At 62.2% G+C, this 21,596-nt stretch carries 15 protein-coding genes, 1 tRNA gene and 1 pseudogene; 4 read left to right on the top strand and 13 right to left on the bottom strand.

Annotation, left to right across the window (positions count from 1 at the left end; genetic code table 11):
- Nucleotides 1-99: 99 nt before the first annotated feature.
- On the top strand, nucleotides 100-636 hold the full coding sequence (locus R5N89_RS08045) for a methylated-DNA--[protein]-cysteine S-methyltransferase (protein ID WP_110570208.1): 537 nt from the start codon (nucleotides 100-102) through the stop codon (nucleotides 634-636).
- Nucleotides 637-778: 142 nt separating this feature from the next.
- Here R5N89_RS08045 and R5N89_RS08040 read toward each other — a convergent pair whose 3' ends face one another.
- The 3 genes from R5N89_RS08040 to R5N89_RS08030 form a co-directional block, all read right to left on the bottom strand.
- A complete protein-coding gene (locus tag R5N89_RS08040; RefSeq protein ID WP_244192307.1) occupies nucleotides 779-1,156 on the bottom strand; it encodes a PRC-barrel domain-containing protein in 378 nt (125 codons plus the stop codon).
- Nucleotides 1,157-1,248: 92 nt separating this feature from the next.
- Nucleotides 1,249-1,608, bottom strand: a complete 360-nt coding sequence (locus R5N89_RS08035; RefSeq protein ID WP_110570213.1) for a general stress protein — start codon at nucleotides 1,606-1,608, stop codon at nucleotides 1,249-1,251.
- Between the two features lie 495 nt (nucleotides 1,609-2,103).
- On the bottom strand, nucleotides 2,104-2,964 hold the full coding sequence (locus R5N89_RS08030) for an N-formylglutamate amidohydrolase (protein ID WP_110570210.1): 861 nt from the start codon (nucleotides 2,962-2,964) through the stop codon (nucleotides 2,104-2,106).
- Nucleotides 2,965-3,139: 175 nt separating this feature from the next.
- Between R5N89_RS08030 and R5N89_RS08025 the strand changes: the two genes are divergently transcribed.
- A tRNA-Val gene (locus R5N89_RS08025) sits at nucleotides 3,140-3,214 on the top strand.
- 154 nt (nucleotides 3,215-3,368) lie between these two features.
- On the opposite strand, the pseudogene R5N89_RS08020 reads toward R5N89_RS08025, so the two are convergent.
- From R5N89_RS08020 to R5N89_RS07990, 7 genes and pseudogenes are all read right to left on the bottom strand, one after another.
- Nucleotides 3,369-4,713: pseudogene (locus tag R5N89_RS08020) on the bottom strand (IS1182 family transposase).
- A 230-nt stretch (nucleotides 4,714-4,943) separates the two neighbouring features.
- Entirely contained in the window at nucleotides 4,944-5,300 is a 357-nt protein-coding gene (locus R5N89_RS08015; protein ID WP_110570060.1) for a YidB family protein, read from the bottom strand.
- A gap of 214 nt (nucleotides 5,301-5,514) precedes the next feature.
- Entirely contained in the window at nucleotides 5,515-6,192 is a 678-nt protein-coding gene (locus R5N89_RS08010; RefSeq protein WP_110570061.1) for an NUDIX domain-containing protein, read from the bottom strand.
- Between the two features lie 130 nt (nucleotides 6,193-6,322).
- Nucleotides 6,323-9,277, bottom strand: a complete 2,955-nt coding sequence (locus tag R5N89_RS08005; protein ID WP_110570062.1) for a glycosyltransferase — start codon at nucleotides 9,275-9,277, stop codon at nucleotides 6,323-6,325.
- Nucleotides 9,278-9,378: 101 nt separating this feature from the next.
- Entirely contained in the window at nucleotides 9,379-10,281 is a 903-nt protein-coding gene (locus R5N89_RS08000; RefSeq protein ID WP_110570063.1) for a DMT family transporter, read from the bottom strand.
- An 80-nt stretch (nucleotides 10,282-10,361) separates the two neighbouring features.
- The gene (locus tag R5N89_RS07995) at nucleotides 10,362-10,859 is read right to left on the bottom strand and encodes a YbaK/EbsC family protein (protein ID WP_110570064.1); all 498 of its coding nucleotides are present in this window, start codon (nucleotides 10,857-10,859) and stop codon (nucleotides 10,362-10,364) included.
- A gap of 97 nt (nucleotides 10,860-10,956) precedes the next feature.
- Nucleotides 10,957-11,658: a YoaK family protein gene (locus R5N89_RS07990; RefSeq protein WP_110570065.1), complete on the bottom strand. Its 702-nt coding sequence runs from the start codon at nucleotides 11,656-11,658 to the stop codon at nucleotides 10,957-10,959.
- 902 nt (nucleotides 11,659-12,560) lie between these two features.
- Between R5N89_RS07990 and R5N89_RS07985 the strand changes: the two genes are divergently transcribed.
- Complete coding sequence (locus R5N89_RS07985) at nucleotides 12,561-13,910, top strand: amidohydrolase family protein (RefSeq protein WP_110570066.1); 1,350 nt, start codon at nucleotides 12,561-12,563, stop codon at nucleotides 13,908-13,910.
- Nucleotides 13,911-14,106: 196 nt separating this feature from the next.
- Here R5N89_RS07985 and R5N89_RS07980 read toward each other — a convergent pair whose 3' ends face one another.
- The 3 genes from R5N89_RS07980 to R5N89_RS07970 form a co-directional block, all read right to left on the bottom strand.
- Nucleotides 14,107-14,673, bottom strand: a complete 567-nt coding sequence (locus R5N89_RS07980) for a cupin domain-containing protein (protein WP_373320432.1) — start codon at nucleotides 14,671-14,673, stop codon at nucleotides 14,107-14,109.
- Between the two features lie 107 nt (nucleotides 14,674-14,780).
- Nucleotides 14,781-15,920, bottom strand: coding sequence for a sorbosone dehydrogenase family protein (locus tag R5N89_RS07975; RefSeq protein WP_110570068.1), 1,140 nt, complete (start codon nucleotides 15,918-15,920; stop codon nucleotides 14,781-14,783).
- 42 nt (nucleotides 15,921-15,962) lie between these two features.
- On the bottom strand, nucleotides 15,963-18,476 hold the full coding sequence (locus R5N89_RS07970; RefSeq protein ID WP_110570069.1) for an HWE histidine kinase domain-containing protein: 2,514 nt from the start codon (nucleotides 18,474-18,476) through the stop codon (nucleotides 15,963-15,965).
- Nucleotides 18,477-18,982: 506 nt separating this feature from the next.
- Here R5N89_RS07970 and R5N89_RS07965 point away from each other — a divergent pair.
- Nucleotides 18,983-21,538, top strand: a complete 2,556-nt coding sequence (locus R5N89_RS07965; RefSeq protein WP_110570070.1) for an EAL domain-containing protein — start codon at nucleotides 18,983-18,985, stop codon at nucleotides 21,536-21,538.
- Nucleotides 21,539-21,596 lie beyond the last annotated feature (58 nt).

Raw genomic sequence — 21,596 nt, 5'->3', positions numbered from 1 at the left:
GCACTTTTTTTGAGCTTAAAAAAACGTCACCAAAAACTTTTGCATGATAGCCCCGCTCTCTGCTGCAATAGCTGCCGCACGGAATGAGGCTGTCCGGTCATGGCACCATTAAAACAGAATACCGACATCCGTTTCATCACGGGGCCTTCAAGCCTTGGCATGGTCATGGTGGCGCTTGGCCCGGAGGGGCTTGTGGCCATCATGCTCGATGCGGATGAGCATGTGCTGCAACAGGCCGTGCAGGCGTGTTTTCCTACGGCACGGGCCGGAGGCACGGATGATGCGGCACTGGCGCACGCGCTGGCGGTCGTGACCACCTGCGTCGAGACCCCATGGGCCATGCCCGACCTGCCGCTTGAGGTGCAGGGCACGCCCTTCCAGCGGCAGGTCTGGCAGGCCCTGCGCGGCATACCCTGCGGCCATACCGTAACTTACGGCGAACTTGCGGCCCGCATTGGCCGACCGGGCGCGGTGCGGGCGGTCGCCGGGGCCTGTGCGGCCAACCGGCTGGCCGTGGTGGTGCCCTGCCATCGCGTGATCCGCCACGATGGCAGCCTGTCGGGCTATCGCTGGGGTGTCGTGCGCAAGAAGATACTTCTCGCGCGGGAACGGGCCTGGCGCGCAGGGGAAAAATGATGGAGACTTTTCGGGTGCCGTTTTTGTCAGCTTGAAAAAAGCTTCACCAGAAATTTTTCATGATTACGGCAGGCCAAAAAAAACCGCAGGTTACGGCCTAAAGCTGTCACCTGCGGTTCAAGTTTACCGATTACGGCCCGATTTATACGTGGGGCAATCCGCCGTAATAGGTATCGACCTGCTGGCCATAGGTGTCATTGCTCCAGTCAGGCGACATATCCTGTTCATAGGCCGGTGCGCCTTCAAGCTGCGCGCGCGTGAGGGCCACGATGTAGCCGCCACGGTTGGGGTCATAATGAAGGGCTTTCCACGGCAGGGGGTGGTAGCTGTTCCCCATACCCATGAAGCCGCCAAAGCTCATGACAACATAGGCGACATCGCCTGAAATCTTGTCGACCATGAAATACTTGACCGTGCCCAGTTTCTCGCCCGCCGGTGAATACACTGCCGTGCCTTCAACCTGGTCGGAGGAAATGAGGTCATGCTTGTTGGTCATTGTGCTGGTTGCCGTAGCAGACATGAAACTTCTCCTTGCGGGTTCTGTCATGTAGCCAGAGGGGGAAGGGGCCACGGCATGGCCGTGTAGCCCCATCACGCCCCGAGCCGGTGCGTTCAGGTTTTGCTGTGGCTGTGCTGGCCGCCCTTGCGCCCGGCCTGTGCCGCCCGCTCGGGGTCATCAGCAAAATTGCCGGAACGGGGGGCTGTGCCCCCGCGGCTTGCCTGCGTGGTTTTTTCCGCCTCATGGCCCGTGCTGCCGTGGCTGTGCTGGCCACCCTTGCGGCCCGCCTCGGCGGCGCGTTCAGGGTCACGGGCAAAGTTGCCAGAACTGTTCTGCCCCCCCTTGTGCCCTGCCTCGGCCGCCTTGGCGCGGTCATTGGCGAAATTGCCGGGATTGTGCGCGGCACCGCCGCCCCCGCGACTATCGGCAGGGGCCAGGGCGATACGGTTATGCAGGGAGATATGATGACTCATGATCTTCACCTTTTACTGGCAGCGGCTACAGGGGATCCTTGTTTTTCCTCGTTCCATCATGGGGTTTTGCTGAGGAAGCAATCCCGGGACTGCACGCTGTGAGGAGATCAACGAGGTATCCCTTGCCCGGTTGCGGACAGACTGCATAAAATAAAAAAAGACTATTACAATAAGCGGACATGCCGGAATGAGGCGATCCATAATAAAATTAAGACCATATACCTTATAATTTATTCCGGTCTCGGGCCGGGAGGGGAAAATTTATTGCGCGAATGATTGGTGCGCTGCGTCAATATGCGCGGTATTTTACACTGGCGTTGCGTGGCGACGTGCGCCGGGCCTTATTGGTGCGCGGGCCATGTGAGGCCGGGCGCCGAAAACAGGCGCTGCGATCAAAGGCAGAAGATCAGTAATAGAGCGTGCCCGGATCAAGGTGACAGGCCGGGCATACAGGCGATGAAAGCGACTTCCGCCGCGCTTTTGCGCCCTCGTGGCCTATTCGGCTGCCATCTGCGCCAGCATGTCGCCATATTGCGCCAGCATGGCCACGACTTCCATCAGCACGGATTGCAGGCGCGCGAAGCCTTCATGGGGCTGCAGGCTGTCCTGATCCATATACAGCGCCCGGCTCATTTCCAATTGCAGGGCCTGCACTCCGCGCCGTGGCTGCCCGTAATGCCGGGTTACATACCCCCCTGCAAAAGGCACGTTGCGCGCAACGCTGTAGCCGTGGCCTGTCAGCACATGCTCCACCAGCGCCGTCATCTGCTGGGTGCAGGCCGTGCCCCAGGCATTGCCCAGAACAAAATCCGGCTGCTCTCCGCGCCCTTTCACTGCAGGCATGGAATGGGCATCAAGCAGGAGGCAGAAGCCGTGCCGCGCCACGCTGTCATGCACCAGATGGGCCAGAGCATCATGATAGGGCCGCCAGCAGGTGCGTATCCGCTTTTCCGCCTCATCGAAGGGGAGCGGACGCGCATAGATCGGCCCATCACGCGAGACAATGCGGGCAATGGTGCCAAACCCGGCCTTGACCTTGCGGCTGGTGGTATTGCACCAGGCGGGCAGCGGTTCGCGGAACATGGTTGGGTCGAGTTCCCATGCCTCGCGGTTCACATCGCAATAGGCGCGCGGAAAGGTGGCGTGCAGCAAGGTGGCTCCCTGCCTTGGCGCTGCTTCAAACAGCTGCTCCACATAACAGTCCTCGCTGCGCCGCAGCGCAAGCGCGCCCAGCCGCGACAGGCGCAGGAACTCAGGCATGTAGTTACGCCCCGAATGGGGAGACGCCACGATAACAGGCCGATGGATGCCGTGTGGCTCAATGATGTGAAAGGGCGGCACGGCGCGTTCCGTCATGCGGGTTTTCCCATGGGGAACAGCCACATACGAGCAGATGGCGGGAACGGAAAGGCAGGGCAGCGCATGGCCGCCATAGGGGCAGGCGGCAGCTTGGGGGTCAATGCGTTTTTTTTGAAAAGAGGGGTTGCGCCCGCCTGAAAGGGGCAGTAAAAGCCATTTCAGCGGACGCCGAGGGCGCATAGCTCAGCGGTAGAGCACTATCTTGACATGGTAGGGGTCACAGGTTCAATCCCTGTTGCGCCCACCACGGCGTCCCGCAGAAAACTCACGAAAATTAGAATAATGTGTGATAGTTCCCTGTAGGGGAAAATCTATCATCGTATATTAGTGCCTATGGAAATCTATCTAGCAGCCTGTCGGGTTGGGCATTTTGCGGCTGATACCGCTGAGGCTGACCCGGCTTATGCTGCGTGAAGCCGAGCCATTCTTTTGCAGTTGTATGCGAGAGCGACGAGTGTCCATTCGGTCGTAACTTTTGCAAGGCTGCGCAGACTGAATCTTCTGAACCCCATGATGCTTTTGATAATTCCAAAGACCGGTTCAACGGTCTGTTTTCGTAGTCTGTAAACATCTCCGGCTTCTGTAGTTTCCAGCCTGTCCTTCATGGCAAGCCGCCAGGGTTCGGTTATCCGGCGTGGCTCCCTTTCTGCGGGCCGGGGTCGGAAGTCGTAAGGTCTACGGGCACAGGGCCGTCCAATGGCGACCAGCGGATCAATGCCCTTTTCCCGCAGTTTCCGGACCGCCTGCCCGCTGGCGTAACCGGTGTCAGCAAGCACCTTCTCCGGGAGACCGATTGTGTCTTCCATCGACAGCACCGTGTCGGCAAAGGATGGCGCGTCCGCTGACGTGGCGACAACGCCGGTTGTCACGATCAGCTGGCTGCCTTCAGCGCAGACCACAGCCTGGGCATTTGTAAGCCTGCCGGAACTCATGGGCGTCCGAACGCCGCATGAGGCGGCTGTCGGGATCAGTCAGGCTGATCTGCCGGTCGGGTGGCGGTTCCTCATCAGGCGGTTTCGGCGCCCGGCCGCGACGCCCTGTTTTTGCGTCATAGACGGCTTTCTTTTTCTCGTATGCCGGTCGCGCCGCCTCGGCCTGAGCCTTCGCGTCGGCTTCCAGCCGGGCGCAGGCTTCATCCAGCTTCGCTTTCAGCGTTTCCCGGCGGGCAAGTTCTTCCGGCAATGCCTGCGGATCACTGTCTGTGGCGTCCGCGTGCTCCGCCTGTTCCATCAGTTTCGCGATATCCACCCCCAACTGTTCACGCAGGGCCCTGATCCGGTCGTAGCGCAGGGAGCGGTATTTCGAGGCGTCGGCATCAATCTTCGTGCCGTCGATCGACACCACACCCAGACGCAGCAGGCCCGTCTCGCGCGCCAGAAGCAGGACCTGCGCAAATGCAGCTTCAATGGCCGTCCGGTTCGTTCGGCGAAAGGCGGCAATCGTGTCGTGATCCGGATGCAGGTTCGCCGCCACGAAGCGCACCCCGATGTCACGATATGTCGCCCGCTCGATCCGCCGTGAGGAAAAAATTCCGTTCGCGTAACTGAAAATCAGAAGGGCCAGCATCAGCCGCGGATGATACTGTGCCTTGCCTCCCGTGCGTACTGGCACACAAAACGCATTCATCGGAACCCGCTCAACAGCGGTAACAATGAAATGCGCCATATCGTCAGCCGGAAGCCACGACTTCAAATCAGGCGGCAGAAGATACGGCTGAGACCGGTCAAACGGGATAAAGCTGCTCATCTCATAACCTTACAACCTCACCCCTTCACAGGTTACCCCAACCCGACAGGCTGCTAGATCTGTGGAATTTCCGTGGAGTGGTTTTGACATTAAGTCAGGTTGTCAGGGCCATGCGCCCGCCAGCGAATAATGTCGCGGCCAAGCGTCCCAAAAAGTTAAAATGACCTCTGATGCTTTCCGCAGCATCCATGAAAAAGGGCCGATCACATGTGACCGGCCCCGTTTTGTATTCAGGCGGTTTTGGGGGCGGCTGCCGGGGTCTGGGTATTGACGGCCTCGGGCAGCAGATGGGCCAGAACAGGCAGGATGGTCGCAGCGGGCAGGCCGGTCTTGTTCACCATGGCCTGGACCTGCTCATTGCTCAGCAGCGTGCGCAGTTCATCGGTCGAGATGGGCAGATTGTGGCCATCGCCAATCCATGAGCGCACCCTGTCACCCAGCCCGGCCTGTTCCGCCTGGTTCAGCAGGTTGGTGATGGTGGCGGGGGTAAGAAGCTCGGCCAGGTAGGAATGCACCTGCTCCGACAGGCCTGTCGCACCAGCCAGATCGCTCAGCTTGCCCATAACATCATTGAAGATACCGCTCATTCTGCTTTGTTCCCCTCATGTAATTTGGTCTGTGCCGCATTATACTACACGACATAGAGTTATAGGAAATTTATATAAAACAGGGCAAAAAAAAGCGGTGCATATGCACCGCTGAGTTTAGGGAGGAAACGTCCAAGAAGCAGTTGCACAAGGCAGTCTGCTTCCCGCCGTTATGACAACCCTCACATTGTTGTGTCAACAAAAAAACGTATGTTCATTTTCGTGCCTGGTACAAGTGCCATGAAAGCAACGTTTTGGCATCTGTCATGCCAATATGGGGCAGATCGGCCAGGTCAATCACCCGCAGGCGGATATGTTCGTGCTCGCAGGCAAGTCCGGTCTGCCGGTCCGTCAGGCTCTGGGCCAGGGCCTCGTCTATGCGCAGTTCGGCATAGTACAGGCCAATCGCCTCGTCACACCCACCCGGTGAGAGCCAGACACGCGTCAGTTCCACCAGATCCTCGGCACGCACCCGCAGGTCGGCTCCCACTTCCTCCGACAGTTCGCGCAGCGCGGTGCTGACAAACGCGCCGCCATCGAGCATGCCCGCTGGCAGGGCCAGCAGGTCGGGCCGGGCTACCGGCACGCGGGGCTCACGCGTGAGAATGGTGCGGTCGGGGTAGCCGGGGCATTGCAGCACGACCATGACCGATACGGAATCACCCCGCAGCAGCGCGAGGCCGGGCACGGCCTGGCCATCATGCAGGGCGTCGGCCTCCACGAGTATGAAGCCCATGCGGTCCGGGCCAAAGGCCACCGCGTCGCGCACGAGCACATGGCGCAACGTGAAGCGGGTACGCATGGCCTCATGCCACCGGCGGAAATGCGGGGCGGCCAGCACGCGGGCCTGCAGGGCGGCATCAATGCCTTCAGCAAAGGAAATATCGGTCATCCGGCCTCTCCATGATACGGGCCAGCAACGCGACCGGCCTCAGGGACTGTTGAAAAGCCAGTTCAGGATAACACCACCTTCCTTGAGCAGAGGCGATCCCCCGCGATCAAGGCGCTGTTTTCAAACGCTCTCAGTCTGGCGCGAACAGGCCGTGCATGATGTCACTGATCCGTTCCTGATAGGCATCCGGCGCCTGCTCGGTGGCAATGCGGTGCAGCGCATTGGCGCGCACCGTGTCCCATAATGTCTGGTCATGATACAGCCGGATGATCTGCGCGGCAAAAGCGGCAGGGTCGGTTATGTCGGCGCAGAGCATGTCATGCCCCTCCTGCCAGCCCGCCTGCTGGCACAGAAGGGGCGAACCGACGATGGGCAGGCCATTGGCCGCCGCCTCGTGCAGTTTATAGGCAATGCCCGCAGCGAAACGGGTGGGGGCGACAAAGACGCGATACCGGTCATAGATGGGAGCCGTATCGGCCACCTGGCCCAGCATGCGCACATTGGGGTGCTGGCGCAGGGGGCCAAGATCAACGCGCGGATTGACATAACCGCACACGCCAAAGCGGATGTCCGGCCCGAGTTCGGCCACAAGCAGGGGCAGCACTTCGGCGCTGAACCAGGCGAGCGAATCAAGGTTGGGTGCATTCTGGTCATGCACCGCGCCAAGGAACAGGATGTCCCCCCGCGCCTCCCAGCCCGGCCCCGTGGCGCGGGGCACCTGCGCATGGCCCAGAACGGACACATTATCAAAACCTGCTTCACGCAGCAGATCGGCCTCGGCCCCGTTCACCGCCACGATCTGGCGGGCAATGAACAGCGGGGCCAGTTCCGCCGCCAGCCGCGCGGCAAAAGGCTGGGGACTGGCAAGGCCGTGCAGGCGCTCGTAGGCTACGTCACGGCAGGTGGCCAGAGCCTCGGTGTCAACCACGATGCGGTCGGTGGGAATGCTGGAGGCGGCCTCGTTTAAAATAGGGGCGAGGCGGGCGGCATTATGGGTGCGGGCGATCCAGATGGCATCAAAGCAGCTGCGGCGCTCCTGCAGGAAAGCGCCCAGGTCTGGCAGTTCTCGATCGTGAATGACCTCGACATGATCGGGGAAGGCGGCCCGGATCGTGGCCAGATCCTCAATCGGACGAAAAACGGGGTAGACCGTAACGCGGTAGCCCAGTTCAGCCAGCGCCGTGATGATATCGTTCGAGCGCGTGAAGCCCGAGCCCAGATAACGCAGTGGCAGCCTGTCCTCGATGAACAGCACATGCCCGCGCCCCGCATCGGCATGCCGGGCGCGGGCCTGCAGCGGGTCGTGCCGCAGGGGCCTGCGCCGCAGTTCCGGGCCATGGCGGCGGGTGAACAGGGCGCTGTTGCGCGCGATCAGGCGTGAGGCGCTGGTGGCGTCCGACGTGCCACATTCATAATGCACCAGGCATACGGTGGGGTCGTACAGGATGCGGTAGCCCTGCGCGCGGATGCGCAGGCACAGATCCGTCTCCTCGAAATAGGCGGGGGCATAGGCTTCATCAAATCCGCCAAGGGCCTGCACCACATCGGCGCGGACCATGAGGAACACGCCCGAGCAGAAATCAACCGCGCGCACAAATCCGGCCTCGGGCACGGCGGGGTGGGCATCGCGCATGTAGCCCTGCACCGAGCCATCGCGCCATACGATGCTGCCTGCCTCCTGCAGCACGCCATGGGTGCGGATGATGCGTCCGCCCACGGCCCCCGTTGTCTCATCAGCCATGAGGCGGGCCAGTGCGTTGGCAATCGCGCCGTATTGCAGATCAACGTCGTTGTTGAGAAACAGCACGGCAGGCGCCACCACTCTGGCAAGGCCCGCATTGCACCCGCGCACGAAGCCGATATTGCCCGCAAAGCGCAGCACCTCGATGCCTTTTACGTGCTGCTCGATATGGGCCACGCCATCGCGCGAGCCGGAATCGACCACGATCACCTGCAGCGCGCCCGCGTAATTGGCCCGCAGCGAGGCGAGGGTGGACATGGTCATTTCAAACTGGTCATGCGCGATGATGATGACACTCAGCGCGGGCGGTTCCCCGCTGCTGAAATCGATACCCGCCGCCAGCAGCAGCGGCAGGCGCACGGCGCACATGTGGCGAAACAGGGCGCGGGCCTGCATCTCGGTTACGGCGGGCGGGGCGGCAGGCCGCAGGTCGGGGCGGGCGGTGAGATAGTGGCCAAAGCCATCGCGCGCGCGGCCTTCTGTCACATCGGCCTGAATGGCAGGGTCGCGCATGTATTGCGCCAGGTCCAGCATCGAACACGGCTTGCGCAGTTCATGCACGCCGTGGCGCAGGAAGTGGGCATAGCCGTTGCGCAGTTCGCCCCGTTCCACCGCCTCGAGCACATCGGGGTTGACGGCGCAGTAGAAGGATTCGGAAAACAGGGGGCCGGGGTCAAAGGCCAGCGGCGTGGCATTGCACAGATAATGGTGCAGGGCGGACTGCCACACCCCCTGCGTAATGTCCGCCTGCACATCGGGATAAGTGCGCGCGTACCATTCCGCATCGAAATAGGGCGAGAGAGTGCGCCATGGCAGGGCCGTGGCCCCGCGTAGCAGATAATCGGCAAAAGGGCGGGCGAGGGTGCTGCCTTCTCCCTCGGGCGCAAGGGCAAGATAGGTGGCGGGGTCGAAAAAGCATGACCCGGTGCGCATTTCCGTATCGCCCGCGCGCAGGTAATGGTCGTAACCATTGCGGTAGCCCGCCTGCTCGAGGCCGGCCTGCGTCATGTCGGGGTAGGCGGCGCGGTAGGCGTGTTCGTCAAACAGCCAGTGGGGGTTATGGTCGCGCAGGCCCACGTTCAGATAATGGTCGAACCCGCTGCGCCACGCACCCTGTGCTATCAGCGCCGCCACGTCAGGATAGGTGGCGCGGTACCATTCCTCATCAAAGAACGGGTTGGGGGCGTGGCATAGTGCTACGCCATGCTCGTGGTAGAAATCACACGCCTGCGCGGGTGTTACTCCCATAAGGTCCAGCACCGGCGCATAGCGGGCATGGTACCATGCGGCATCGAAACTGGCCCAGCAGGCAGCCATTTCCGCATGATCGGGGGAAACAGCCATTCTCAATCCCTGTCTCGTTCCTGTTCACGGCGTTATGCCCGCAAAAGGTTAAGAGACGGTTTGAAACCCCTGTTTTTGAGATAGTCCGCCATCATGCCGTTTCAGCCCCGTGAGGGCTGCCGCCGTGCCGGGTGGCCCCATGTGTTCATGATCACGACCCCCAGCATGACCACTCCACCGCCAAGCAGCGTGCGGGCTGCGGGCACTTCCCCCGTCAGGGCAAAGGCCAGCAGTATGGTGGCGGGGGGCAGGGCATAGAGCAGCGCGGAGCCCCGCGCGGCGCCCATGTGGCTGATTACGAAGGTCCATGCGCCATAGCCCAGGGCCGCGGGAAAGAGGCCCAGCTCAATCACCGCCGCCGTGCACGACCACGGCGCATGGGCAACAACCACGCAGGCGCGGGGCAGCCACGGCACAAGCAGCAGCGCCCCCGCCATGAGGATGTAGGCGATGGTGGGCAGTGCCCCGTAGCGCGGCATGAGCTGGCGCAGCATGATGGTATAGATCGCGGCGCACAGGGCCGCGGCCAGCAGCATCGTCGCCCCCGAGCCGAAGGCGATGCCGCCTGACTGACTGCCCGCGATCAGGATCACGCCCGAGAAACTGAGCACGGAGCCTGCCCAGCCCCACCCGGTCAGCCGCTCGCCCAGAACGGGCATGGCAATCAGCGCGGTCAGCAGCGGAGAGGAACTGATGAGCAGGCTCGCCGCCCCGGCCGAGACCGTAACCTCGCCGATGTTGAAGAGTACATTATAAAGTGAAATGCCAATGCCCGCGCAGGCAAGCACGCGTGGCACGTCGCGCCATGCGGGCGGCGGCACGCGCCTGCAGGCCAGCCATACGGCCGCCAGCACCGCTGCCACCGCGTAACGGATCGCGGCCAGCGGCACCGGCGGCATGTCACGCAGCGCAATGCGCACCACCGGGTAAGCGCTGGCCCACGACAGGATGGCCACTGCCGCGGCAAATGGCAGCATGCGGGCTGTCAGGGTCTTGTTGTTCATGCCTCCCGCATAGCAGGGTTTGAAACGCAAGGGGAATGGATTTAAGCCCCGCGCTGGCCTGCCCTGCCGTGGTGGGGAGATCAGCCCTTGCTGGCGGGGGGCGGGGCCGAAATATCGGCCACCTCGGCTGCGACGGCTTTCTGGGCATCGGCCGGGGCAAGCGAGACGACAAGCCCCTGGTCGCCCGCATTGATATAGACCGTGGGTTGCGCCATGGCCGCAGCCGACAGCACGACAGGCATCGGGTTGGCCTGCCCGAACGGGCTGGTGCCACCGGAGCGGAAACCGGTCAGCGCGGCGGATTTTTCCGGTGGCATCATGCGGGCGTTGCGCCCCCCGAACAGGGCCGCGACCGCCTTGAAGTTGACCCTGTGGTCAGCCGGCACCACAAGGCAGACAGGTGTTGTGCGGTCCACCTCCACCACCAGGGTCTTGAGCACGCAGGCGGGGTTGGCCCCGATGGAGGATGCCGCCTGCATGCCGATCAGCCCGCCGCCGGGCGCGTATTCATAATGGTGCACCGAAAAGGGCACGTCACTGGCGGTGAGAAATTCGGTAGCCTTTGTCTGTTGTGTCATGCTGTCTGTTCCCATCCCTCTGGCGCGGCCATGCAGCCTGTTGCAACACCAAGGATAAAATGACACCCGGTGGCATGCAACCGCGTTGCCCTGCGCTTTATGCCCGCCATCTACCCCGCAGGACGGCAGGCAGCGCAAGCAGGATCAGCCCCGCCCCCAGCCCCGTGAGTGCCCGCGCGCCCCACAACCCGTAACCCAGGGCGCCCGCGCTGCCGCCCAGCACGAAGGAGGCGATGATCGCCCCATGAAGGCGCAGCCGGGTTGTCACGTCAGGCGAGGGGCGCGTGCGGTTTTCCATCCACTGGGCCAGTTCCAGCCCGAGGTCGGTGAGCATGCCGGTCATGTGCGTGGTGCGTACCCGCGCACCTGAAATATGGGTGACCGTTGCGTTCTGCATCCCCATAAGGAAAGCAAGGCCATAGCCCAGCACGCCCACGCCTGGCCGCGTGGGCAGACAGGGTGAGGTCAGTCCCAGCGCCACGAGTACGATGCCCTCCAGCACGATGATGCGGGCATGTATGCACGCCACGCCTCGCCTGTATCCGGCCCTGAGGCGCAGCGTTGCCACCATGGCCCCCGCCACGAAGGCCACGACCAGCCCCAGGCTACACAGCACGGTCATGCGCCCGCCCTGCGCCAGCCCTGTCGCCATGGCAGAAAGGTTGCCTGTCATGTTCGCGGCATAGGCACCGACTGCCAGAAAACCGGTCGCATTGACGCCGCCTGCCACCGCGGCAAGCGTGCAGCCCAGCCTGAGGTCGGTTCTGATACTGCGCGATGGGCCTTCGTGAACCAGCATATCCGTCTTCCGCGTAACGCGGGACAGTCCGCGCCATGACGGTGGTATCGGCCAGAGGATACGGCAAATGCAACCAGCAATACCGCACGCCCCGGTATGATCGGGCAGGATCACATCAACGCGAGGGACTGAAGGCACAAATGCAACCGCAGGTGGAATGTTTCTGATAATATCATGAATATTTTTTATTGAGGTACGGCATGTATCCTGTTGCGGATGCCCTGCCGCAAGATCCGGCACCGGGTGCAGGCGCTGCCCGATTTTTGCCATATTCATAAAGACGTTTTTAACCGAACCATTTCATTATACGATTATGGTAAGTGAGACAGTCGACGCTTTCATAAATATTGATAGTGTTCACATAAACATATATTAATAATATGATGCCGTTCAAAGGTAATAATGCTGCTATTCCGAGGCATGACCTGTTAATACGCCGGCATAGTTCAGATTATAGGAAAATATACCTAAGTGTCAATTTTCCAGTCGGGAACTATGTGCTTTAGAAATGAATAGGCATCTTTTAAGTGATTTTTTATAGACTGATCTAAATAAAATCACAAAGCATAAAGTTAATATATATTAACGTAATATTTTGTTCCAATTTTTTTGCAAGAAAACACGATTTCCACATTAATTCTATCTTTTCCATACAACCTGAAAGGGAAAGAAGGTGGTCTTTCGCGCCTGTTTTTTACAATCGCGGGTTGTTATTCTCCTTTTTCCCCCTCAATATTCCGATCTATACATATAGACAGGCACGCATGATGATGGCATGTTTCGAAAAATACCTAATGAATTTACTTAAGTGATGATGAAGCGTTTACGTCTCCAGCAAACCGGGATGCAGTGGGCCTGTCCTGAGCCTGCCCATGCCGGTACTGGGGCAGCATGGGTAAGTAATGATCGATATCCTGATTTGTGATGCCCACCTTTACATTGACCGTGAATGGGAAATTCCTGATGGCTGGATAGCGATCAGGGAAAATCGCGTCCACGCCGTTGGCGCCGCAGGGCAGCCCCGGCCCGAGGCCCGTCGCGTCATAAGCGCGCGCGGGCGGCTGGTCACGCCTGGCCTGGTCAATGCCCATCACCACATGATCCAGAATCTGACGCGTTCGTACGCGCCGGTCACGCGCAGCAAGCTCTTCACGTGGCTGCAGGAACTGTATCCCCTGTGGACCGTGCTTGATGAGGAGGCGACCTATGTCGCCACCTATGTGGCCATGGTGGAACTGCTGATGGGCGGGTGCACCACCTCGATGGATCATATGTACGTCCATCCCCGGCCCGGCCTGATCGATGCGCAGTTCCGCGCGGCGCGTGACATCGGGTTCCGTTTCTACGCGACACGCGGCAGCATGACCCGCTCGGTGGAAGATGGTGGCCTGCCCCCCGCCGCCCTCGTGCAGGATGAAGAGGCCATCATGGCCGATTGCGAGCGGCTGGTCGGTCTTTTCCATGATCGCGCGCCCGGCGCCATGGGGCGGGTTGCCCTTGGCCCGGCATCGCTGTTCTCGGCCTCCGATCGCGTCATGCGGGAGTCCGTGGCGCTGGCCGAGCGCCATGACCTGCGCCTGCATACCCATCTGGCCGAGGACATGGAGGAAGATGACTACAGCCTGAGCGTTTATGGCTGCACGCCAACCGAGCATTTCGAGCAGATGGGCTGGGCCAGCCCGCGCTCATGGGTTGCCCATTACATCTATCCTTCCTCATCCGAGATCGATCGCCTGGCGCAGGCCGGGGTGAGTGTGGTGCAGTGTCCCGGCTCGAACATGATGATCGGCGGTGGCAGCGCCGACGTACAGAACCTGCAGGAGCGCGGCATGCGCGTGGGGCTGGGCTGCAATGGTTCGGCCACGACCGATCATGCCTCGATGTGGATGGAAACCCGCAACGCCATGCTGCTTGGCCGCATGCGCGGCGGCCCGGAATCCATGGGCGCGCGTGAGGCGCTGAACATGGCCACGCGGGGCGGAGCCGCCTGCCTGGGGTGGGAGGACGAGATCGGTCATCTGCGCCCCGGCGCCTGCGCGGATCTTGTGATCTGGCATATGTCCGACGTGGCGCTGGCGGGCGCGCTGACCGATCCGGTCGAGGCCTGGCTGCGCTGTGGCCCCGCCGTGGCGGGCACCACGATCGTCAACGGTCGCGTGCTGGTGGAGAACTGCGAGCCCAACTTGCCGGGGCTGACCGATATCCTGCGTGAGCATGCCCGACATGCGCGGCGCATCCAGCGCCTCGACTGAGGGCGCGGCCCGCATGGGCGCTGCGACCCAGCCCTCCATGCGTGGCTCCATGGCCGGCACGCTGGGGCAGGGCCGCGAAACCATATGCCCTTTTGAAAGATTGTTTATTTTACAGCATGAATGAAAATATTCATGTTTTTTCCACAGGGTTATCTTTCTGACTATCCCCGGAATCTGTGGATAAGGCCAGGTACCTTCAATTGTAGCGGCAGGGCTGGTTCGTAACCGGTGCCGCCTCGGACTGGATCACCATGAGCGTGACCGGACCATCGCCTACATTGCCCGCATCATGGCCTTTTTTGCCACGAAAGGGGCCTTTGGCCATGGGCCGCACGGCCTGATCCTCGCCAAGCAGGATGTCGCCGGGGCCCATTTCCACCCGCGTGCCATCCATTGCCCGCACATACCACCGTCCCTGCAGCGGAATGATCCACTGTGGCTTGGGGTCGGGGTGCCAGGTGCCATTCCAGTGAGCGGGCTGGACCGTCATCATGATGGTCGCCATCTGCGGGGCCATGGGGTCCTGCCATTGCGGCCCGGCAGGGGGCGACATGCTTTTAAGAAAAAAATCATGCACCGGGCAGGTGGTGATATGGCTCACACCTTTGTCGTCGGCCCATAAATGCCGGTACAGCCGCTGTGGCGGGGTGGGCTGGGTCGTATCGGGCAGTATGGCAGGGGCTGGCGTTGTAGGGGGACGCGCAGCCTGCGCGGTCATGCCGGGCAGAATGAGCAGGGCGGCGAACATGAGCGTTTTGCGCATGGACATGACATGCCTCCTTGGCTGGAATGGAGGGGCCTGCCGTACTTCTCCGCCCGGTTGTGTCGCACCGTTTCCGCAGGGCAGGGGCGGCAGGCTGGTTGCATGGCTTACGGCGTGGGTGCGGCCCCGCCATAGCTCAGGCGATAGACCGTGCCGGACAGATCATCGCTGATCAGCACGCTGCCATCGGGCAGGGGTAGCACGTCCGCTGGCCGCCCCCATGCATGCTGCCCCTGCCGGAACCCGCCCACGAGCACCTGCGGCGCCCTGGGCTTGCCATCCGCGTCGAACGCCACGTTCACGACCTGATAACCCGCAAGCTGGCTGCGGTTCCATGATCCGTGCTCGGCAATGATGAGGTTGCCGTGATAGGCGGCGGGAAACTGGGTGCCCTCATAAAACCGCAGGCCGAGCGCTGCCACATGCGCGCCGAGCAGCAGGGCGGGCGGCGTGAATTCGGAGCAGGCATGCTGCCTGCCAAATTCCGGGTCCGGCACGTTGCCCTGGTGGCAGTAGGGATAACCAAAGGACTGGTCGGGCGTATCAAGCCGGTTGAGTTCATCCGATGGCATGTCATCGCCCATATTGTCGCGCCCGTTATCGGTAAACCACATGGTGCCGCTGCCGGGCTGCCATGTGAATCCGACCGTGTTGCGAATGCCAAACGCCACGTCCCGCCGGTCGGTGCCATCAGGCGCCATGCTGATGATCCGGCCAAAATCATGCCCCACGTCGCAGATGTTGCACGGTGCGCCGATGGGCACGTACAGCCGGTTATCTGGCCCGAAGGCAATGAATTTCCATGAATGGTCGCCCATGCGGTAGGGCAGGTTGTCAGCCACGGTTTCGGGTTTGGGCGGTTTGTCGAGGTGATTTTCGATATCACGCAGCACGACAATACGCTGCGTGTCGGACACATACAGGTCGCCATCATGGTAGGCCACGCCCACCGGCAGGGTCAGCCCCTGGGCAATGGTGCGCACCATTACCGGCCCGCCCCCGTCCACGCCCGTAATGGCATAGACCTTGCCCGGCCCCCGGCTGCCCGCGAAGATGGTGCCCCGCGCGCCACGGGCGAGTTCACGCGCGCCCGGCACGTGATCCGAGACCACGCTGACATGAAACCCCGATGGCACCTGCAGCGCATCGGGTTGGGGGGCCGCCTGGGCGGGGGTGCACAGGCTGAGGGCCGTCATACTGGCCATACCGGAGAAAGAAGCACGAAAGAGACCGGGAAGGCGTTTCATAAGTGGAAAATCTCCTTGGGGCGCGGGGCTGTCAGGATCGGGTCAGGATACGATCTGGCGTATTTTTTCCGCCAGAGCGCGCGCTGAATAGGGCTTGCGCTCAACCGGCACGTCGCGCAGCTCGGGCGGGATCATGGTGCGGTCGGCATAGCCGGTGGCGAAGATGAAGGGCACGCCCCGCGCCTGAAGGATGCGCGCGACCTCAAGCGAGTTTTCACCGCCGAGGTTTACATCAAGTATCGCCACATCCGGCACGCGCGCGCTGATGGCATTCATCGCTTCATAGACCGAGGCGACGGTGCGGACCTGCCCGATATTGATTTCCTCAATCGCGCTTTCGGCTTCCATGGCAATGAGGAACTGGTCTTCCACCAGCAGGATGTCAGCATCGAGCACGGGATTCTCCTTTGGGGCCTCAGCGTGTAACGGAGCAGGGGCGGCGTCCGGGGTTTCCATATCCGGGGCGGGTCTGACATGGCGGCAGGGCAGGTGCATGATCACCTCCAGCCCGTCAGGGTGGAAATGCGCATGCGTGGCCCCGCCGAGTTCATGCGGAAAGCCGCGCTTCATCAGCACCGAGCCAAAACCCCGGCGTCGGGGTTGGGTGACGGCAGGGCCACCACGCTCGCGCCATGTAATGCGCCACTCATCGTGTGCCGCATCATGCGACCATGCCACATCAAGCCGCCCGCGCGCCTGACCCAGCGCCCCGTATTTGACGGCGTTGGTGGCCAGTTCATGCACCACCAGCGCCAGCACCGACAGCGCCTGGCCTGTCAGCCAGATGCGCGGGCCGGTGCAGGTGATGAAGCAACGCTCGCGGTAGGGCGCGAGTTCCGCATCAAGAAGGGCGCGCAGCAGGCCGCCGCCATCGCTGCGCACGGCCTGGTCATGCGCCAGCCCCAGCGCGCGGATGCGCCCGCGCAGGCGCGCGACATGCTGGGCCGCCGTCATTTCGGGTTCCACCGGCTGGCTGACCAGCGATTGCACCACGGCCAGAATGTTCTTGACCCGGTGGTTCAGTTCCTCGTTGAGCATGCGCTGGCGCAGGTCGGCGGTGGCGCGTTCACGCAGTTGTAACTGGTGGTAGGCGCCCATGACCTCGATCAGCGCGGAACGGACCAGCGTCGCAGCCTCCATGTCATCGCCCGACCACGGCAGGCAGGCGCCGGTAACCTGCTGGGTCCAGACCGCAAAACTGCTGCGCGGGCCGAAATAGCCGTCTTCATCTTCGCTCCGGGGTGGGGCGGCGGGGTCGGCGGCCCACTTCATGCTGCGTATTTCCTCGCCACGGAACACCAGCAGGTAATCGCCGGGCTGCGACGAAATCGGCACGATCATCATCCCCGCCGCCTCGCGCACATACTGTTCGGCATCGGGGATGTAGGCGGTCAGGCAGCTTGTATGCCAGATCTGGCTGCCTGCGCGGGCGCGGGCAAGGTCCAGCATGGCTGGCATGGCCGCGGGCGGCGGGTGCTGGCCGGTATAGGTCCACTGGCCGCCCACCCATAATGCCGCGCCATCGCACTGCACGAAGGTGAGCATGTCGGTCAGATGCGCCATGAGGTAGGCGGGCATGTCCGCCACGGGGGCCGCGCCCTTGAGGAAGGTTTCGATCAGCCCATGGGTCTGGCGCGTCATGTCCAGACGCTTGGTGCGCAGCAGGTTGGTGATCTGGAGCGAGACGAACTCGCCAAACATGCGCGCCACGATGCGCTCGCTCATGTTGAGCACATGGGCGCTGTAGTGATGACACACGATCATGCCCCACAGGCGGCCATCCACCATCAGCGAGACCGACGCGCAGGCTGAAACGTCCATGCCGCGCATGTAGCTGTAATGGCTTGGCGTGCCCGCGCGCAGATGGGCGTGCGACAGGTCGGGCGGCAGGGGATGGCCCGGCGAGATCACGGGCACGGGCACGGCCGCCACGTCGCCGATCACGCGGATGAGGTTGGTGCTGTAAAGCCTGCGCGAGGGGGCGGGCATGTCGGAGGCGGGGAAGTGCTGGCCCAGGAAACTTTCGAGGTTGGGGCCGTGATGCTCGGCCTCGACCTTGCCCGATCCGTCCTCGGCAAAGCGGTAGAGCATGACGCGGTCATAGCGCAGCACGCCCGAGAGCAGGCGCACGACCGTGCGGAACAGCCGGTCAAAGTCGGTAATCTCGCGGATGCGGTCGATCATGGTGCGCAGCAGCGACAGGTGCGCACCGTCGCGTTCGCTCAGGGCGGGCTCCCATTCCAGCATGATGTCGGGGCCTGCGGTGTGGATGGCCACGTCATACCGCCCGCCACAGGGCAGTTCCTGGCCAAAGACCAGCGCCGGGCGGCGATGGGCCTCGCCATGCATGGCCAGCGCGTTGCGGATGTTGTGGGTGGCGTCGCGGCCGATCACATCGCGCAGCGGCAGGCCCGTCTCCAGCCCGTCAAGCCCCAGATGCGCCGGGGCGTTGGCCGACCAGCGCACGATGTGCCCCAGCCGCGCATCGCACGCCAGCAGCCAGCCATGGGGCTGGATGCCTTCATCTCCTGCCTGGTGGAATGCCTGTTCAGTCATGCTGCGTCATTTCACTTTCGCCCCGGCGGGGCGGCCGGGGGGGAACAGGGCCGGACAGCGTAGTCTGCCCGGTGGGGTAACGGGACTTCAGTTGTGCCATACAGGCTCCTGCATGCGACGCGGAGTGTGATGCTATACCTGCAGTACCGGTTTTTCCAGCGATGCACGCGACTGCACCATTAAGTGACAGCGCAGCGAAAAAGGAGGGGAACGCATCGGGCGCTCCATCAAGGGCCGCGCCGGACCTGTCATCTGCCGTGGGGGAGGCCGCCCGGATATTCACGCCCCCACGCGCCGCACGTCATGCCCGCATATACCCTGTTCATTACATGCATGATTTGTACAATATTTTATACGGTTTGGCATATACTCTTTATTAACACAGTCATGGGTATGAAACATCATGCTGGCTGTCACTTATTACAGTGGCCCGGAACATAAAATCAGGTGTCACGATTTCAGCCTTACCCCCGTTCGCTTTCAGCCAGCCGGAGACCTACAGCCAGATGCCCCGCGACATGATAGACGACATGCAGGTAACCGTCCTGCCCGCGCTGGAACAGACCATTCTTGGCGTTGTCCTGATTGATGAACATAACACCGTCACCTTTTTCAACAAGGCGGCGGAGGGCCTGTGGCACTGTTCGCGGCAGGATGTGATCGGGCGCAATGTCAACGTGCTGGTGCCGCGCAACATCCGCTCCACCCATGATGACCTGATCCGCCACAACCGCGAGACCGGGATCAACAAGATCGTCGGCACCAGCCGCGAGGTCTGCGTCGAGCGTTTCGATGGCACGACCTTCTGGGCCAACCTCTCGCTGTCGCGCATCGCGGTGGATGGCAAGATCGGCTACATGGCGCTGATTCGCGATATTTCACAGGAAGTTGATGACCGCGAGAAGATCCGCCTGCTCTCGCTCGTGGTGCGCGAGACCGACCGTGGCGTGGCCATTCTCGACCCTGAATTCCGCATCATCTATGTCAATCGCGCCTTCAGCGACATGTTCGGCTTTGGCGCCGAGCGGGTGACGGGGCATGGCCTGTCGGTCATCCTCGCGGGCGATACGACCGATATCGGCATTCTCAACCAGTTGCACGAGGGCGCGCGCAACGCCCGCGGCTTCACGCTCGATATTCGCGCCCGCCACGCCAGTGGCCGCGATATCTGGGTCTCGGCGGCCATGAACCCCGTGTTCAATGACAGCGGCGAGATCGAGAACATCGTGGTGGTGCTGACCGACATTACCGAGCAGCACTTCCTTGACAGCCTGCAGCGCGACACGCTGGAAGCGATTTCAAGCGATCTGGGCCTGCATGAGGTGATGGACTTCATCTGCCGCCGCATCGAGCATTATATTCCCGATGTCATGCCCGCCATCTACCTGGTGGAAAAGGACGACCGGCTTAAATGCAAGGGCCGCGCCAGCCTGCCGCTCTCGCTGGTCAAGCTGTATGACACGCTACCCATAGGCCTCGATGCCGCCTGCTCGGGCGTTGCCGCGAGCACCGGCAGCGTGGCCGAAAGCCCGGACATTGCCCATGACCCGCGCTGGCAGCACATGCGCGAGCAGACGCTGCATAACGGCATCAAGGCCGCGCGCGCCACGCCCATCATCCTGCGCAACAACCGGGTGGCGGGCGTGTTCACCTGCTACTCGCGCACCAGTTCGCTGCCCGATGCCGCCTGCCAGAAGGCCGTGGCCACCAGCCTGCACCTGTGCACCCTGGCCATAGAGCGGCAGGAGGCGAAGGAACATATCAACCGCCTGTCCGACTTTGACCTGCTGACCAGCCTGCCCAACCGCCGCTGGCTGCGCCAGAACATGCCGCGCATGCTGCGCCGCGCCGTGCGGGGTAACCTCATGCTCGTGACCGTGGGCATAGATAACTTCAAGCATATCAACGACGTGTTCGGCCATACGGCGGGTGATGACCTGATTGCCCGCATTGCCGGCCTGCTGCGCGAGGTGCTGAGCATAGACGACACGCTGGTGCGCAGCGGTGGCGACCAGTTCACCATCGTGACCAATGGCGAGCAGCAGCATGCCTCCACGCTCAGCGCCAATATCCTGCGCGTGCTGGCCGTGCCATCGCATATTGGCGATGTGCCGGTCAGCCTCTCGGCCAGTCTTGGCGTGGCCGTTCACCCCGAAAATGGCGAGGACGGCGACACCCTGCTCAAGAATGCCGAGACCGCCATGTTCCAGGCCAAGGCGAACGGGGGCGGGCATTGCTGCTTTTTCAGCCCGCGCATGAACCAGCAGGCCAGCGACCGCCTCATTCTGGCCGCCGCCCTGCGTGATGCCATTGCCCATGACCGGCTGCGCCTGTTCTATCAGCCGCAGGTGCACGCCAGCAGCGGCAAGCTTTACGGCGTGGAGGCGCTTTCGCGCTGGATCGACCCCTCGCTTGGTTTTGTCTCGCCCGCGCGCTTCATTACCGTGGCGGAGGAAACGGGGCAGATCGAGGCCATCGGCAAATGGTCGCTGCGCGCGGCATGCCGCCAGATGGCGCAGTGGATTCGTGATGGGGTGGAGGTGCCGGTGGTTTCGGTCAACCTGTCGCCGCTGCATTTCCGTGATGAAACACTGCCCCAGTTCGTGACCGAACTGCTGGCAGAGACCGGGATCCCGCCCGAGAGCCTGACCATAGAAATTACCGAAAGCACCATGATCGACAATTACGAACGCACCATCCGCGTAGCCCAGAAGCTGCGTGAAATGGGGGTTGGCATGTCGATGGATGATTTTGGCACCGGGTTCTCCAGCCTGTCCAACCTTGCGGGCCTGCCGGTCAACGAGGTGAAGATCGACCGCAGCTTCATGACCGGGCTGGAAAGCATCGAGAAGGTGCGGGCGGTGGTGATGGCCGTGGTGCGCATTGGCCAGAGCCTGGGCATGACCGTGGTGGCCGAAGGCGTGGAACATGAAGAACAGCGCCGCCTGCTGGCCAACATGGATTGCGACGTGCTGCAGGGCTACATGTTCTCCAAGCCGCTGCCAGCGGAGGAACTGGCGGCCTGGTTCTCCGCCTATCAGTCGGGTGGCGTGGGCAACTGAGGGAACCTGCCGGACCGTGCAGGCAGGGCAGGGTGGATCAGGCCAGCCTCGTGGTGCG

It is taken from the genome of Komagataeibacter sucrofermentans DSM 15973, from assembly GCF_040581405.1.
Lineage (GTDB): Bacteria > Pseudomonadota > Alphaproteobacteria > Acetobacterales > Acetobacteraceae > Komagataeibacter > Komagataeibacter sucrofermentans.
Note: the sequence above shows the minus strand (reverse complement) of the source record. Positions and strands in the feature narration are given on the sequence as shown.